This window comes from Mycoplasmopsis canis PG 14 (genome assembly GCF_001553195.1).
Taxonomy (GTDB): domain Bacteria; phylum Bacillota_I; class Bacilli_A; order Mycoplasmatales; family Metamycoplasmataceae; genus Mycoplasmopsis; species Mycoplasmopsis canis.
On record NZ_CP014281.1, the window covers coordinates 492,530 to 509,635 of the forward strand.

General features: G+C 25.8%; 15 protein-coding genes. 2 read left to right on the plus strand and 13 right to left on the minus strand.

Annotation, left to right across the window (positions count from 1 at the left end):
- The first annotated feature begins 26 nt into the window (after positions 1-26).
- A complete protein-coding gene (locus tag AXW82_RS01885; protein ID WP_004794532.1) occupies positions 27-2,540 on the plus strand; it encodes a hypothetical protein in 2,514 nt (837 codons plus the stop codon).
- 27 nt (positions 2,541-2,567) lie between these two features.
- On the opposite strand, the gene AXW82_RS01890 is transcribed toward AXW82_RS01885, so the two are convergent.
- The 8 genes from AXW82_RS01890 to rpsF form a co-directional block, all read right to left on the minus strand.
- A complete protein-coding gene (locus AXW82_RS01890; protein WP_004794530.1) occupies positions 2,568-4,637 on the minus strand; it encodes a type 2 periplasmic-binding domain-containing protein in 2,070 nt (689 codons plus the stop codon).
- Complete coding sequence (locus AXW82_RS01895; RefSeq protein ID WP_004794528.1) at positions 4,637-5,422, minus strand: ABC transporter permease; 786 nt, start codon at positions 5,420-5,422, stop codon at positions 4,637-4,639. Before AXW82_RS01895 ends, AXW82_RS01890 begins: the two co-directional genes overlap by 1 nt.
- Entirely contained in the window at positions 5,415-6,248 is an 834-nt protein-coding gene (locus tag AXW82_RS01900) for an ABC transporter permease (protein ID WP_004794526.1), read from the minus strand. The genes AXW82_RS01895 and AXW82_RS01900 overlap by 8 nt, the downstream gene beginning before the upstream one ends.
- Positions 6,232-7,611 (minus strand): ABC transporter ATP-binding protein, encoded by a 1,380-nt coding sequence (locus tag AXW82_RS01905; protein ID WP_004794524.1) that lies wholly within the window; start codon positions 7,609-7,611, stop codon positions 6,232-6,234. Before AXW82_RS01905 ends, AXW82_RS01900 begins: the two co-directional genes overlap by 17 nt.
- Positions 7,612-7,782 carry a hypothetical protein gene (locus tag AXW82_RS03595; protein WP_155103275.1) on the minus strand — a complete coding sequence of 57 codons (171 nt, stop codon included), beginning with the start codon at positions 7,780-7,782 and terminating at the stop codon, positions 7,612-7,614.
- A 91-nt stretch (positions 7,783-7,873) separates the two neighbouring features.
- Positions 7,874-8,134, minus strand: a complete 261-nt coding sequence (gene rpsR, locus AXW82_RS01910; RefSeq protein WP_004794522.1) for a 30S ribosomal protein S18 — start codon at positions 8,132-8,134, stop codon at positions 7,874-7,876.
- A gap of 18 nt (positions 8,135-8,152) precedes the next feature.
- Positions 8,153-8,680 carry a single-stranded DNA-binding protein gene (locus tag AXW82_RS01915; protein WP_004794520.1) on the minus strand — a complete coding sequence of 176 codons (528 nt, stop codon included), beginning with the start codon at positions 8,678-8,680 and terminating at the stop codon, positions 8,153-8,155.
- A gap of 35 nt (positions 8,681-8,715) precedes the next feature.
- Positions 8,716-9,135, minus strand: coding sequence for a 30S ribosomal protein S6 (gene rpsF / locus AXW82_RS01920; protein WP_004794518.1), 420 nt, complete (start codon positions 9,133-9,135; stop codon positions 8,716-8,718).
- Positions 9,136-9,376: 241 nt separating this feature from the next.
- Here rpsF and topA point away from each other — a divergent pair, with 241 nt between their 5' ends.
- Entirely contained in the window at positions 9,377-11,209 is a 1,833-nt protein-coding gene (gene topA, locus AXW82_RS01925) for a type I DNA topoisomerase (RefSeq protein WP_004794516.1), read from the plus strand.
- Positions 11,210-11,344: 135 nt separating this feature from the next.
- On the opposite strand, the gene AXW82_RS01930 is transcribed toward topA, so the two are convergent.
- From AXW82_RS01930 to AXW82_RS01950, 5 genes are all read right to left on the minus strand, one after another.
- Positions 11,345-12,931 carry a DUF2130 domain-containing protein gene (locus AXW82_RS01930; protein WP_004794515.1) on the minus strand — a complete coding sequence of 529 codons (1,587 nt, stop codon included), beginning with the start codon at positions 12,929-12,931 and terminating at the stop codon, positions 11,345-11,347.
- Between the two features lie 312 nt (positions 12,932-13,243).
- Positions 13,244-14,431 carry a phosphopentomutase gene (locus AXW82_RS01935; protein WP_004794513.1) on the minus strand — a complete coding sequence of 396 codons (1,188 nt, stop codon included), beginning with the start codon at positions 14,429-14,431 and terminating at the stop codon, positions 13,244-13,246.
- A gap of 106 nt (positions 14,432-14,537) precedes the next feature.
- Entirely contained in the window at positions 14,538-15,119 is a 582-nt protein-coding gene (locus AXW82_RS01940; protein ID WP_004794511.1) for a hypothetical protein, read from the minus strand.
- Positions 15,109-15,810, minus strand: coding sequence for a 23S rRNA (guanosine(2251)-2'-O)-methyltransferase RlmB (gene rlmB, locus AXW82_RS01945; protein ID WP_004794509.1), 702 nt, complete (start codon positions 15,808-15,810; stop codon positions 15,109-15,111). The genes AXW82_RS01940 and rlmB overlap by 11 nt, the downstream gene beginning before the upstream one ends.
- Positions 15,811-15,844: 34 nt before the next feature.
- The gene (locus AXW82_RS01950) at positions 15,845-17,065 is read right to left on the minus strand and encodes a cysteine--tRNA ligase (RefSeq protein ID WP_004794508.1); all 1,221 of its coding nucleotides are present in this window, start codon (positions 17,063-17,065) and stop codon (positions 15,845-15,847) included.
- Positions 17,066-17,106: the final 41 nt, after the last annotated feature.

Sequence of the window (17,106 nt, forward strand, 5' to 3'; positions counted from 1 at the left end):
TTTTATTCTATTTTTGGAGGTAAAAAATGACAAAAAGATTAAAAAATATGTTAAGGTTTGGTGCACTTTTGTGTTTGTTTAGCGCAAGCACATTTATACCATTATCTGTCTATGTTTTTAGGGATAATAAAGTGCAAAAAGATATAAAAAAAATCCAAATAAACAAACAATTATTGTCACAAAACTTAAACTTAGCTATCCAAAAAATAGATAAAATAAAGCAAAATGAAGAAGATTTGGAGACATTAAAAAAAATAGAAACATTAAAATATAGCCTTGAGCAAAATGAAGAAAAGATTAAATTTTTAAAAAATAAAGAAGAAATATTATTAAAGCATGATAAGTTAATTTATGAGATAAGCATTTTAGAAAAAAGCTTGTTAAGCAATTTAAATAATCTATTTTACAGTAATGAAAGGCTAGTAAAATATTTTTCAAATAGCGCTATAAATAGTGAAGAAATTGACAAAATAAAAAATCAAATTTCAATTAGAAAATCATCCATAGATAGCTTACTTGCTAGTTTAAAAAATATTAGCAATCAATTGGTGAACCTCATAAAAAATAACAAGGAAGTTTTTAAGGATAACGAAATTAATTTAAGAAAAATAAATTTTTTAGAAAGATATACTAACAATTTAGAAGATCATATATCAACTCTAACTAATGAAAAATCAGAATTTTATTTTAATAATTTTAAAAAATTTTTTTCAGATTATTCTAAATGGATCGATGAATCTAGAGAACATTTCTTTATTAATGAATATGACGGTACATCAATTAGTTTTGAATGAAATTTATTGAATTTTAATTCAAGAAAAATAAACAATGAAATAAAAGTGCTTTCGAATATTTTAAAATTTGAAAAAAACTTTTCTCTAAAAATAAATGAAATAAGTGAACATATCAGGAAAGAATTAAATAATATTAATAATATTATTAAACAAAAAAGTGACATTGCTTATTCAGAATATATGGGTTTTTACAACAAAATTTTTGCTTTTTATGAATCGCTTATATCTCAAAACTTAAATGTAATTAATGATTTAAAAAGTAATTTTAGTGATACAAGCGAGCTAGAAAAAGTATTAAACGAATATATAAAAGACTTTAATGAAATTAATAAGAAACATAATAACAAACTTAATGGAGAAAAAATTGAAAATCAATTTTTATTAATTACAAACTTTATTATTGATAACCAAAATATCTTCAATAAAATTTTTATAAAGTTTCAAAAAGATGTATATAAATCACTATTAAATAAACATAAATATGTGAATGATTCATTTAATAATATAGAAAAACTTAATAATAAGTATAAAGAATTAAATAAAACAATATGAAAACTTAGTGATGAAAAAAGGATTTTAGAAGAAGAAGTTAAAAACTTGAATATTGAGAAAGATTCGATTGATGAATACCTAAAAATCAACAAAAATGCACCTGATATAAATATCAAGATTGAAGCGAGAAATAGTATTATTGAAGATATTCAAAATAAAGAAATAAAAGTCAATGAAATTGAAGCCTCAATACAAGACAGCAGGAATAAAATGAATGATCTAAAACTCAAAATTAATAATGCTTTAACTAAGAATGAAGAGTTAGTTTTAGATAAAAATTCTTTATTAGTTTACAATAATCTTATTGAATCCATTTTAAACAAGAAGGATATTAAAATTTCTAATCTTATTAAAGAAATGGAAATTATAAGTTTGGAAAACAAGTTGCACATTAAAAAAGAAGAGCAAATAGAAAGATTGTTAACTAGAAGAAATAACGAGCAAGAAGAATTAAAAAAGAGTATTACAATTTTAGAAAATAATATAACTGAAAAAAATAGTGAAATTAAATTTTTGAATGATGAAATTTTAAGACTAAATAATGAGCTTATTGAAAAAAATAAGAATATCGAAACTCTAAATGAAAAAATTAATGAAAACGAACAAAAAATTATTAAACTCCAAAACGAAATTATTGAGTTAAATAACAATATAAATGAGTTAAAAATAACATTGAATGAGAAAGATGCCCTAATACAAGAACTAAGAAATAATAATGAAAATTTAAAGAATAATTTATTAGAAAAAAATAAAATAATAAATAATTTAAACGAATTAAATCTTAATAACAATAATAGGATTGACTCACTAAATAATGAATTAAAGGAAAAAATTAAAAAAAATAATGAATTACTAGCTGAAAACTTAACAAAAGAAGAAAAAATAAATGAGTTTAAAATTAGAATAAATACACTAGTAAGAGAAATAGAATCATGAAAATCAACAAATCAGTCAAAGGATCAAGAAATAATTAGCCTTAAACAAAAAATAAGAAGTGTTGTGGCGAAAATCAAAGAAATAAAAAATGATTTAGATAACTTTAGAACTTCCACAAACATAGATACTTCTGGAAGTTATGTTAATTACAGGCCTTTAAGTCCTACTACAAACTATGCAAAATCATTTAGCGATTTGAACAACTTGAGAATCAAGATTTTAGCTATAATAAACAACTTGTTAAGCACTTTAGAGTAAAAAATATAGGCTTAAACGGCCTATATTTTATGATTTTGTTTTATTAAAATAATATGTTGTTAATTTACTTTGTAACTCATCAGACACGGGTTGGATATTTTCATGAACAATCCCGTTTGCATTTGTTATTTCAAACAAGGAAATAGCATTTGCATCATGCCCTTCAATTGGGTCTAAAAAGTAATTTTGTAAAACTTGCTCATAATCAGAAATATTTGTTGGGACATAATTAACAAAATCAAAATTAGTAAAATTATGTTTATCTTCTAGTGATGAAATATCAATAAACGAAATTTTTCTTGCTATATATGTAGTGAAAAAGCTAACTAATTCAGATTTATCATTAAGTTCAGAAATAAAACTTAAAATATTCTCTCTATCTTTATCTAATCAAGCAGAAAATAAATTAGTTTCAATCGTTCTTTCTGATAATGAATCAATCTTGAAATCTTCTTTTTTAAAGTTATCACTAATAAAATCAATAAATGATGATAGATTTTTTGATATATAATCAGAAAAGAACTTAACAAAAATATTTATTCTATCATCATATTCATAATTTTCATTATTTTTATATTTCTTTTGAACTTCAAAGTATTCTTGCAACTTATCAGAATTATCTAAAGAAGAAAGATCTATTATGCTTGAATATTTATTGATTAATACTTCAATATTATCATCAGCTTCATCAATTTCTTTTGATATTTCTACTTTTTTAGCCTCAGATCAATTTGATAATATTCTCTTAAAAGCAACCTTAGTTTGAATTTTATTGAAATTAGAATCAGATGTGTTTGAAGAAATTTTTTCTTCAAGGAGTTTTTTTTCCACTAATTCTTTGTAACTATCAATAATCTCTTTATTTCCTTGAAAAATAGTATTTGATACTGCTTTTGTATACTGTTTAGCGTTTTCTCGTGAAGCTCCAGAAGAAACAACAAATCCGTCTAATAATAAGATATTATTTTTTGGCTTTATAGCCCTAATCTCACCGTCTTCAACAACATCAGGAAAGTTATCTGAACCATAATAAGAATCAATTGCATCACCATTATACATAATCGCAACATTTACATCAGGGCGCCCTGGATTAATTAAGTCATTGACAATTTCTAAACCATCACCTTTAAATGTTATGTGTTTATTATTTTTAATGTCATAACCAGTTCCATCATGTATTAAATCAGCAAAAGCATCTATTAATATTTTATATGTTTGATTTCCATAATCTTCCGAATCAGAAACTTTTCCTGTAAAATTGTTTTCCGTTCTTCCATTAGGTAATGGTCAATAAGAAGATCCATATAACATATTGTCCCTAACAGCATCAGTTATATATCACTTGTCAAAGTTATTTTTTGACATAATTTTTAATACATTAATTAAGGACAAGGGGTCTTGAATATCTGTGTTCTTAAATGAGTTTTTATAAACATCAATATTGATTCCTCCATCTTCGTTTTGAACCTCTTTATCCAAAGGAATCTTCTTAATATTGTATCCTATAACCATATCTTGCGAGAAGTATGGATAGAAATATTCCCAAAGTTCATCGCCATTTTCTAATTTATACTTAGATAAGTGGTCTCATATTTCGCTACGAAGTGTTAGCTGAACATATTTTCTAGCTAAATCTCTTTTTTGTTTAGCTTCTTTAAAAAGTTTTTTAAAATTATTTTTTTGACTTTCATGATAATTTTCAAAGTCATCAGAATTTATAATAGATTTTAATTTGTTAAACTCTAAAAATCCCTCAATTTCCGGTAAGTTTAACAAACTTGCATAATCAATTTTTCCAATCAATTGTTTTCTTATTAGTTCAACCGCAAGAAATTCAGAACCGATTCCTGCAACGGCTTTATTGTTGATTAATGCATTACTAAATTGATTTACTTCATCAAATTCTTTATAATCAAAAGTGTTATTTATTTCTTTAATATTATCTTCTGACATATAAGATTTGTAATTGTAAAAACTAGGTTTGAATTTTTTTGTAAACTTCATGCCTAAAACAAAAGTTAAAAGACTCAAACCGGCCAATACACCAAAACTTAGTAAAAATTTATTTTTATTTCTTTTAAAGAAAGAATTTTTCATTATCTTTTTGATTTATAAATTGCATATGCAATATTAGAAATCAATACAATAAACAGAACTATTGAACCAAGAACAAGACCTCATGGCTCAAAAGCCCCTTCATAAAGTTTGGTACCAAGTGTTGATGTATTCGAAACTGTTCTAGTTATTATAAAGTCGTCAAAACTAAAAACTGAACTAACAACCAAAACTGTAATAATTGATGGAAGCATGTAAACAAGGTAAGTTCTAATTCATGATCTAAATTTTGAATATCCTAAATCTTGTGATGCTTCATATAAGTTGTTATTAAATTTCTCGCTTCTAGGAAGCATTAATAAAATTCCGTATGGTAATGTCATTATAGTATGACCAATAATAACACGACCAAATCCCTCATCATCAACTGAAACTATTCCGAAAAAAGCACTAAAAACAAGTACTAAACCAATAGCCGTTATATTATCCGGATTTATCAATGGAACGTTTGAAGTTGTTGATAATGTTGTTTTTAATAATTTATTTTTTTGTCTATAAACTGAATAAACAGTTATTAAACTTAAGACTATAACTAATGTGCTAACAATTAATGCTAGTAACAATGTATTAACTAAACTTAAATCACGACCAGCATCAAATAAACTTCTTCAATTATTTAATGTGCTTCCTGTTCAAGTAGGATTAAATTCTCCTTTTGGAGTAGGTTGATTAAAACTAAAAATCACACCAAATACTAAAGGAACATAAATGAAAGCTAATATTATGTATATGTAGCTACTTCTTAAAAAACTAGTGAACTTACTCATAATGTGCCCCTTTCTTTAATTTAAATATAATTTTAGGAACAATTAATAATAGTGAATAAATTCCGATAAATATTGCTGAAACTACAATAACAAGCATTGAACCACTACTTAAATCATATTTGTTTCCAGGATTGATTTTTGAGTTAATAACAATACCTATTAATTGATTTTGAGATCCATCTGGTAGTAGTTTTGCACTAACAATAAATGTAGTTGCACTTGAAAGGAAAATAATTCCTAGACCACTCAATATCGCTTTTGTCCCATATGGTATAACTACTTTAAAAATTGTCTCTACATTCCCAAAACCCAAATCATGGCTAGCTTCAATAATGTTTTTAGGCATATCTTTAAAAACTGTATATAAAGGCATAACCATTAAAGGTATATTTAAGTAAGTTAATCCAAAAATTATAAAGAATTCATTGTTTAGCGATTTTGGATTTGAAGCAAATATTGCTAATGCAAGACCTTTTATAGAATAAATACGTGCAACAGTAAAAATTGCTAAAGGACTTATCATTAAACTTAAAGCGAATATCTTAAATAACTTAGATTTTGATCTAGAAACAAAATAAGCATAAGGAAATCCTATGAATAAACATAATAATGCTGATACTATACCTATTCATAAAGATCTACCAATAATATTTCAAGTGTTTGAATCCTTTATTAAAACATAAGCGTCAAAATCTTTTGTTGAAAAAGCGCTTATAACAATCATTAAAATTGGTAATAATATAAGAAAAATTGCTAAGAATAAATAAGGAATAAATAAATACGCTTTTTTATCAAAGGTAAAAAGTGATTTAATTTTGGAATTCATTTTGACTGTAATCTCACTTTGTATCTTTTTTCATTAAGTGAATTGAATCAATAGTTCAACTTAAGTAAACCATTTCATCAATATCAAATTTCTTAGCTGTTTCTACATGGAATATATTACCTTCATCTGATTCAATTGTTAAGTAGTAATAACTACCTCTGTATGAAATCTCTTTAACTCAACCAATAATTTTTCCGTCTTTTGAGGTAGTATTATTAGTAATATCAATATCCTCGGGCCTTATTAAAACATCCACTTCCATATTTTTTTCAAATTCATCTTCTTCGTGTATTGTTTTATATTCTCTTCCGAATAACTTGACATTACCATCCTGTACCATCTTACCATTGAAAATATTTGAATCACCGATAAATTTGGCTACTCATATATTTACAGGGTAATCGTAAATGTTTTTAGGTGTATCGTATTGTTCAATGATACCATCTCTCATAATAGCAATTCTATCAGATAATTCTAAAGCCTCATCTTGGTCGTGTGTTACAAAAATGAATGTAAGACCTAATTCTTGTTGAACTGTTCTCAATAAAATTTGCATCTTTTGACGAATTTTTGCATCTAATGCACTAAGCGGTTCGTCTAAAAGTAAAATTTCAGGTTCAATAACTAAGCTTCTTGCTAGCGCAACACGTTGTTTCATTCCACCTGATAATTCTGATATGGCTTTTGTTTCGTTTCCTGATAACCCAACTATATCAATAATTCTTTTTGCTTTTGCTTTAAGCTCGTCTTTAGTCATTTTACGTTTAAAATACTTGTTCTCATAATCTTGAACTTTTAATTCAACGAAATTTTCTCAGTATGAGTATTTAAAATCAGAATCATCTAGTCATCTTTGGCGTTTATTGTATTGATATGTTCCTGGTTTTAACTTTTGTAATTCATTAATAAATTTTTCTTGAATATCATCAAGCTTCTTCATTTCTTGTTTAGCTTTATTTTCTCATTTAGTTTTTTTGATCTCAAGGTTACTAATGTATTTTTGATTAATTTCTTCTTTTTGCACTCTTTTAATTTTTAATCCGTAAAGAATATTTCCCTCAACATTTAGATGCGGGAATAGTGCATAATCTTGAAAGATTGTAGAAACATTTCTCTTGTGTGGAGATAAATCTTTAATGTCTCTTCCATTAAATTTAATTTCTCCACGTGTAGCTCATTCAAAACCACCAATTAATCTCAATATCGTTGTTTTTCCTGAACCAGAAGGTCCTAAAAGGGTAACAAATTCCCCTCTATTAATCTTTAAGTCGATGTTGTTTAAAACAGTCTTGTTATCAAAAGTTTTAACAATATTTTTTAACTCTATAATATGTTTTTGATTTTTCTTATTGTTTTTATTCATTTAAAATCTCCTTTCTAATTTTTTCAAAAAAATTAAAGTGGAGACAGTATCAAAAAGATTCTCGCAATATTGTTCAACATTACAAGAAATACTTGGATAATCAATTTCGCTAAAAATATTTAGTATATTTTTAATTTCTAAAATTTGTATTAAAAGTTGTTTCTTTTTCATTAATTTAAATTATATAAAAAAAATACTAAAAACTATGTTTTTATATATATTTTTTTAATATTTTTAATAAAAAAATTACTCCTAAGAGTAATTATTTTGAAATTGAACGTGTACGCACAATTGTGTAAGGAATTAAAGCGATAAATCTAGCTCTTTTTACTGCATTTGCAACTTTTCTTTGGTGTTTTGCACATGTTCCAGTAATGCTTTTTGGCTTAATTTGACCTGTTGATGAAATAAATTTATTTAATAATTCTGTGTCTTTGTAGTCAACATAGTGAATGTTATCTTCACAAAATGAACAAACCTTTTTTCTTCCAACAAAAGCTTTTTTACGTTTAATGTATGACATATTTTAATCTCCTAATATTTAATTTTCCTTAATGAATAAAGAATCATCATTATCATCATCAAAAACTGAGATCCCAATTTCATGTAATGAGTTAAATGAGGTATCTTCATTATAAAGATTCTTTAATTCTTCATCGGGTTTTATGTTATTTTTTTCAGGTTGTTGATACTGAGTTTCTCTTTTTGACACCCCTTCAGTAGTAATGCCGGTTCTTTGAACAACTGATGATCTTGATTCTAATAATTTTATTTCGAAAACAGTAACATCTGTTGTTCTTTGTAATTGATTAGATTGATTAGTGTATTGATTAACATGCAATTCACCTTCAACATATACTAAAGTACCTTTTTTTAGAAAGTTTTTAGCAAACTCTGCTTGAGTTCTTCATAAAACTATTGGTATAAAATCAGTTTGTTTTTCTGATGAACTACTAATTCTTTTTCTTTCAACAGCAAGAGAAAGTCTTGTGTAAGGAATCCCTTGCTTTGTAAATGTTAACTCCACATCATGTGTAGTTCTTCCGATAAGAGAAACTTTATTTAACATTTCAACTCCTTGTAAAAATTTAAATTAAAAATATTTTATTCTTCAACTACTTTTTTAGCTCTTGGAGCTCTTGGAGCTCTAGTTTGTTTTTCAGAATTTTCAGTTGAGTTTTCTCTTGGTTTTCTTTCAAAAACTCTTTTTGCTCTAACAGGTTTTTTAGAAGCCTTTTTAGATGATAGGCCTTTTTCGCTATCTAAGTTGATAACAAGTGATCTTCAAACTTCCTTAATAATATTTGTACGACGTGTAAATTCAGAAATATTTGAACCTTCAGTTTCAACATTAGCTAAAACATATTGTCCAAATTCTGATTTTTTAATTTTGTATGCTAAACGATTGTTTTCAAGTTTTTCAGCTTTTTGAACACCTTTTCCAAAAACTTCAGATAATAAGTCAAAAGCAACTTTAACATCAGCTTTTGGATCAACAATCATCATAATTTCGTATTTGCTCATTATTCTCCTTATGGTCTTTCTGGGCTATTGAGTTTTTAATAGCCAAGGAGTATTCTTAATTAAATATTTATACTCGTTATCTATTATAATACCTAACAAAATATTATGAAATCATTATTTTTGTTTTTTATGCCTAAACTATGGACTAATTCGGAAAAAACAAAATAAATATATTAATATTTATAAATATAATTTGCTTTTTTTAGTTGAAAATCATTAAAATAAATGTATATTATTCATTATGAAAAATTTAGTAATTGTCGAGTCACCAAATAAGGTATCAACAATAAAAAAATATTTAGGTGATGAGTATAATGTTGTTGCCTCTGTCGGTCATTTTTTAAAGATGAAAACAGATGGTGAATATGGGTTTGGAATCGATTTAAACGAATGAGAACCTAGATACTCTTTAGATTCAACTAAGAGAAAAGTTGTCAACGAAATTAAAGAAGCATTAAAGGATGTTGATAATGTATATATTGCAACTGATCCCGATCGCGAAGGTGAAGGTATTGGTCAACATTTGGTTACATATTTTAAAATTAAAAATTTTAAAAGAATTAAATATAACGAAATTACAAAAGACGCAATTTTAAAGGCTATAAACAATCCAGGAGAATTAAATAACGGTCTTGTTGATGCGCAAAAATCAAGAAGAATGCTAGACAGAATTATTGGTTTTAGATTAAGTAATTTAATGAAATTAAAATTTAGGAATGCTCCCGGGATACCAACTGCCGGCAGAGTGCAATCTATTGCCTTAAAATTAGTTGTCGATAGAGAAAGAGAAATTCAAAATTTTGTTCCTGAAAGTTTTTTTAAATTAAGTGCAAAAATTGAAAATAATGAAGTTTTAGCTTATTATTTTAACCCAAAGGCAGATGATAGAAAAGATTGAATTTACAGCGAAGAAGTGGATAAAATAAAAAAATATTTTGAGACTTCGAAAAAAGAATTATTAGTAAAAAATATTACTATTTCAAAAAGAAAAGTGCCAGCTATAACACCCTTTAAACAGTCTGCTTTGTATAAAAAGAGTCCATTATCTTCTTCATCAACACAAGGAATTCTTCAAAAACTTTATGAAGGTTTTGGTGATGGTGGTTTAATTAGTTACCCAAGAACTGATAGCACAAGACTTTCAAGCGATTTTGTAAATAACGCAAAATTATACATAGAAAACAAATGAGGAAAAGATTATGTCGCTTCTGAAGTAAAAGGTTTTAGTGGAGATCAAGATGCCCATGAAGCAATTAGGCCAACAGACATTTCGCTAACACCTGAGTTAGCTGAAAAAAAATATCCTGAATTAAATGAATATGACTTAAAAATTTATAAATTAATTTACCAAAATACGCTCATGGCACTAATAACGCAGCCTATTAGAGAAAGTAAATTATATGAATTTTCAAATGGTGAGTACGAATTTAGACAATCATTTTCTAAAATTATTTTTGATGGTTACTACGTAGTTACCGGAAAAGAAGAACAACAATTTGATCCTGAATACACACATGGCCAAATTGTTGCAGTTGAAGAATTTAATTTTGAAAGTCATGAAACTAAACCTTTGCCAAGATACAATGAAGGGTCATTGATTGAAATGCTTGATAATATAAAGGTAGGTAGGCCTTCTACGTTTGCAACCACTGTAAACATAATAAAAGATAGAAAATTTGTAGTTAATGAATCTTCACAATTAGTCCCAACAGAATTTGGTATTGCGTTATGTGATTCATTAATAGCTGGATTTCCTAATATTATTAATGAAAGTTATACCGCAAAAGTAGAAGAAGAACTAGATAAAATAGCTGAAAATACTTTATTCAAAAATGATGTACTTCAAGACTTTTGAAATAGATTTCAAGAAGAAGTTAAAACCGCTTCAGAAAAAATGAATATTTATCATTTTTCAACACCAGAACTTGAAAGAGCTTGTCCAGCATGTGGCGGTACTTTGTTAATAAGAAACAATAAAAAAGGACAAAAATTTATTGGTTGCGCTAACTTTCCTAAGTGTAAACATACAGAAAGTTACGAAGAAAAAGAAGAAAACCAATCAAATTTAGATTAATCTAAATTTCGAATTTAAAGTTAAATATTATAATTAAAACCTACTTTTTACTCAAAAGATTAGTATTAATTAGAAAAGTCATATGCATGTTTAACTTGCATATGACTTTTCTAATTAACAATATATTGACTTTTTTTATTCTTCAGTTACTTCTTCAGAAATATCTTTAATATTTCCGATTTGATTTTGTGCTACTTGATTAACATCAAGCAAAAAGCTTTGTTTATAAAATTTTTCTTGGAAAGCTTTATCAATTTTTTTAATTGTATTTTCTTCTATATTTCTAATTTTGTCTTTAATTTTTTCTGACTCTAGCTTGATTGTATCCGCAAATTTAGAAATATCTGATAATCTTTCTTGTAGTCTTTCAAAATTTTCTCTAATGTTTTTATCAAAGAATTCTTCAAACTCTTTTATTATTCTTTCTTTTTGTTTAAAATTCATTTCTTTATACGAAATTTCAGTTTCTTTTTCAAAAAGCATTCTTAACATTTTAACTAAAGAAATAAATGTTACATCTCTAACAACAAAAATATTATTATAGTTTCTTGCAAAATTTATGAATATAGACTCATCAGGGTTCAATTCTGTAACCAATATTCCAAAATTAGCACCGTAATTTTTGACATCTTTGGCTAATTTGTCATAAAATTCCTCATTTTTCTTTGAACCGTCTTCCGTTAATTTTGCCTTTGCTTCTATCACTAGTTTCCCGATTACGTTATCTTCATTTTTTTTATCTAGAAACTCTATAACAATATCCGGCATTCTACCATTTATTGCTTGTGTTGCTTTATTAAATCTAATACTTGTATCCATACTAAAAGCATCTTCAAGCATATTTAATAAATGATCTTCAAATTCGTTACCGATTGTCTTAATATTATTGTTTTTCCAACTTGATTTTGATCTTGCTTCAATTAATTGTCCATTTAATTTGTTAATTTCTGCAACTTTATCATTAATAATATTATCTTTATTATTTTTTTCTTCCTCGAGGAATTTTATTTTTTCATCTTTGTATAATGAATTTGCATTTAACATATTTATTTTATCTTCAAGCTCTTTACGAAGAGATAAAAGAGCCATTTCTTTTTCTTGTTTATGATTTGAAACTTGAGCTTTTCATATATTTATTTCTGTTTTAAACTTTGAAATTTCTTCTTGCATTTCGAGTTGTTTATTTAAATTAAATATTTTTTGATTCTCATCATTTTCCTTTTTTAATAAAGAAACTTTTTCATCAAATTCTTTATCTTTGCGAGAAAGTAATTCTGCTTGAATTTTTATCTTGTTTTGAATATCTTTAAATTCGAGTTCTTTTTGAGTAGCTATAAGTTCTCTTTCTTTTCTTAAAGCTTCATTTAAATCTGTATTGAACTTTGTTGATAATAATTTTGTATTTTTTTCAATTTCTTCTTTTAATAAAGATTGATGCTTTTCTAATAACTTATTTTTTTCTGATTCAAATTTAATGATTAAATCATTATATTCTTTTGATTCAGTAACTTTTTTTGAAAAGTGCTCTTGTGCTCTATTATATATTTCTTCTTCTTTGGCTCTTGAAATAATATTTGAAGCTTTAGATATATAACTAGTTATTTCTTTTGAACCAGCATCTAAAATTTCTTTTAATGAAATAAAATCACCAGGTTGCGCATTTTCAAGAAGTTCAAATTCCATTTCATCTAAATTTTTAATTTTTATGAGTATTTTTTTCATGTTAATTCCTTTCGTTTTTTTGATAATTTAATTATATACTTTTTGAAAATCAAAAACCCAAAAAACAAGTAAATCTTCTTTTTTATTAGAGTAAAATATGCGAGAATTCTATCATGGAAAAATTAACTTTTATCTCTATATAATAGTAATAAAAGTTTTATTGATAATTTAGTTTTTATACTTTATCAACTAATTTAAATACTGTTTTTACAGGACATTTTTAAAAATTTTTTTCTTGCAAAAAAACTAAATTAATAAAAAAGTTATTTTTTGACAAAAAATAAAAAAACAAGCAAAATGCTTGTTTAATTGTTAAACTAGTTGATCAAAAATATCATCACCTGTTTCAGAAACAATATCAACACCAAAGTTTCTAGCAACAATATTTCCTAAAGTACCTAATCCTTCGAAATTTGGAAGCACTTTTGGATTTTTAAATGATTTTGAGTAAATAGTTGCTGGTAAAAATTCTCTTGTGTGATTAAATCCAGGGTATAATGGGTCATTACCATGATCTGATGTCATAATTAATAAGTCATCTTCATTCATTGCATTAATCAACTTACCAATTTTATCATCTAAACTAGCTATATTAGAAGCGTAACCTCTAACATTTCTTCTATGTCCATAATGAGAATCAAATTGAACTAAGTTGGTAAAAATAAATTTATTTTCACCACCTTTTGTTGCTAAATCAATAGTAATGTCCATTCCGTTTGCATCACCTTCACTTGGGAAATGAGTTGTTATACCTTGCCCAACAAAAATATCATTAATTTTTCCAATTGAAATAACTTCAACGCCTTTTTCTTGAAGACGATTTAAAATCATTTCTTGTGGTTTGTTAGCATAGTCATGACGATTAAATGTTCTTGTAAAATTACCAAAATCACCAATATATGGACGAGCAATAATACGACCAACATTTCATTCAGGACGTGATGAACAAATTTCACGTGCAGCTTTTGCATATCTATATAAATTGTCAAGACCTGTTCATTCTTCATGTGCACAAATTTGTAAAACAGAGTCATTTGAAGTATAAACTATAATTGCGCCACGTTCTTTTTCTTCGTGAGCCAATTCATTAATAATGTCTGTACCAGAAGATGATTTATTACCAACAATAGGTCTACCATCTCAAGCCTTTGATAATGCATCAATTAATTCTTGTGGAAATCCATTTTCAGTAAAAGTAGGAAAAGGAACAAGTGTTTTAATACCCATCATTTCTCAGTGCCCTGCAAGTGTATCTTTAGCGTTTGATACTTCTTGGACTTTAGCCATATATGCAGCAGGTTTTGAAACATGATAGTTACCATTTAAATCAGTTATATTGCCAATTCCCAATTTCTTTCAATTATCAATTTTAAATTCTTCAACCATTGAAGCAGATCTAATAGTATTTGCACCATGGTCACCAAAAGCTTTTTGATCTCTATCAGGACCAATACCCAATCCATCTGTTACAATCATAAAAATTCTTTTAAATTTTGCCATATAATCTCCTAATTATTTATTCTAATTTTTAAGTAGTAAACTTAATTATATTTTACTCCTTTAATTTTATTTCTAAAACATTTAAAAGAGTTATATAAAAAAATCACTAAATAAGAGAATTTAGTGATAATTTTTGCTTTATTGAATTTAACATTTCTTTCTGTTTTCAAGAAGAAAATTTAGGCTTAATAAAATTCAACCTACAATATAATAATTCATATTCATCAATAGATATAAATTTCTTTATTTTTTCTAAAGATATTTGCTCAGAATCAAAAATAGAATACTCTCTTTGCATCTTTGTATTCAAAGAATGCAAATTTGTTTGATTGTATCCAACCAATGATTCAAAAGTATATTGCGAATTATGTAATTTATTAAAATAATTTTGAGTTCTTAATTTTAATGTATTTCAAAATCATCCTTCAAAATTTTCGTTATTTTTCCAATTATTCTCATTAACTAGATCCCAAAAACTAATTAAAATTTGGTTTTTTATCTCATCATGATCAAGATTATATTTATTATATAATCAATATAATTTTCAAGTTAAGCTTTTAATCTTTTCGAAATAGATTGATTCGAATTTATTAAACAAATAATTTGGTGTAACTTCTTTTTTATTTTCAATATTTAGAAACTTTTTAAGATTGATATTTCATTTCTCGATATTAATTTTATTCTTCATTTTTTCTTAAAAAATCAAAAAGCACAATACCTGTGGCTACAGAAACATTCATAGATTGCACAGTTCCTTTTTGTGGAATATATATTTTAGAATCGCAAACAGATAAAACGCTTTTAGAAACTCCATCTCCTTCATTACCAACAACAATAATTGATGGCTTATTATAATTAACATGTGCAAGAGAAACAGCTTCTTTATCCAATGCTGTTGCGTAACTTCAATATCCCGCTTTTTTTAGTTTGGTTATTGTTGCCGATAAACTATTCACTCTATAAAAATTAATTCCTACAAAACCGCCTGAAGAGACTTTCAGCGAAGTAGCATTAATAGATGCAGAATTTTCTTTAGGGAGCACAATATTTGTCACACCTGTTGCATTAGCTGTTCTTATTATTGCTCCTAAATTATGTGGATCTTGTATTTTATCTAACATTAAAACAATTTCAGGTTTATTTTTTATCAAGTACTCAATATCTCTATAAACAATATCGTTCATTATCGCTATAAACCCTTGATGATTTTCTTTTGTCAGTTTATTCAAAAAGCTAACATCTTGAATTTCTATTTGCAATCTTGAATTATCAAATAATTTAATATTCTCTTTGTTTGAAATAATTATTTTTTTAACTCCTAAATTATTTTTTACAGCATCTAAAACAGAATTTTTCCCGCACACAATTAATTCTCTCATAAAATCCAATCCTTTTTTTCATATTTTTTGTACACTATAATAGTTTTTCGTTTTGTAAAATCGCTCTTAGTAAATCGGCTTTTTCATAATTTTTATCGCCGACAAGAGTTTGTCACTCTTTATAAATGCCTATGTATTTTAAATAATCAAACTTATCAAAATCAAAACCTAAAGTGTTAAAAATCTTAATTAGAGTATTTACTAAAATAGGATCTTTATTTTGATTAATTTCTTTAATTAAGTCGTTTATACTTTTGTTAAAGTCAGAAAATTTAAGTTCATAAATGTTATTCATAGTACTCTTAAATAATTCTGTATTCATTTCATTATTTTGAAAAAACTCTAATTCTTTAATGAAAAATATTTTCTTAATTTTTTTAAAAATTACTTCAATGTTATTTAATAAATTTTCATCAATATTAATTATTGATGTCACACCATTTAAAAGAATAGCCATTTTTAAGTAATCTGGCGTATATTTCTCTATAAAATCTCTTCCTAAGATAACATTTTGTAATGATTTAGACATCTTTATGTTATTTAAGTTAATTTGACCAGTTCTAATTCATTTCTTCGCTAAATTCTTATTTGCAACACTATAAAACTGTATGTTTTCGTTTTCATGATGAGGAAAAGTTAGATCCATACCACCACCATGAATATCAACACCTTCATTACCAAAATGTTTGTAAATCATAGCTACACATTCGGTGTGTCAACCTGGCCTACCTAAACCAAAGTCAGAATCGTATCTAATCCCTAATTCAGTTTTTTTTCATAAAGCAAAATCAGCCGGATGTTTTTTATTCAAGGTCTTATCTTCATATGCCATACTATCTATATTTTGTCCTGATACAGCACCATAATTCTTTTTATTTTTATTTATATTAAATCAAACATTGCCATCAATAACATAAGCATCTTCATTTAAAACCATTTTTTTTACTAAAGAATTCATCTCATTTAAATTTTGAGTAACGAATTCAAATGATGAAACTGTATCTACATTAAATTTTTTTAAAAGATCAAAATAATCTTCTGAGTATTTTTTTGCAATCATCTCCTCAGAAGTATTTTCAAGCATTGCTTGATTAATTATCTTATCATCAATATCCGTTATATTGTGAATGAATTTAAAATCAATTTTTAAGGATCTTGCAGCTTTAAGCATCAAATCATAAGTTATTATTGGTCTTAAATTACCAATATGAACGTAATTATAAACAGTTGGCCCACATACATAAATTTTTAACATATTTATATTATAAATATTTTTTTAATTTTATACAATTTATA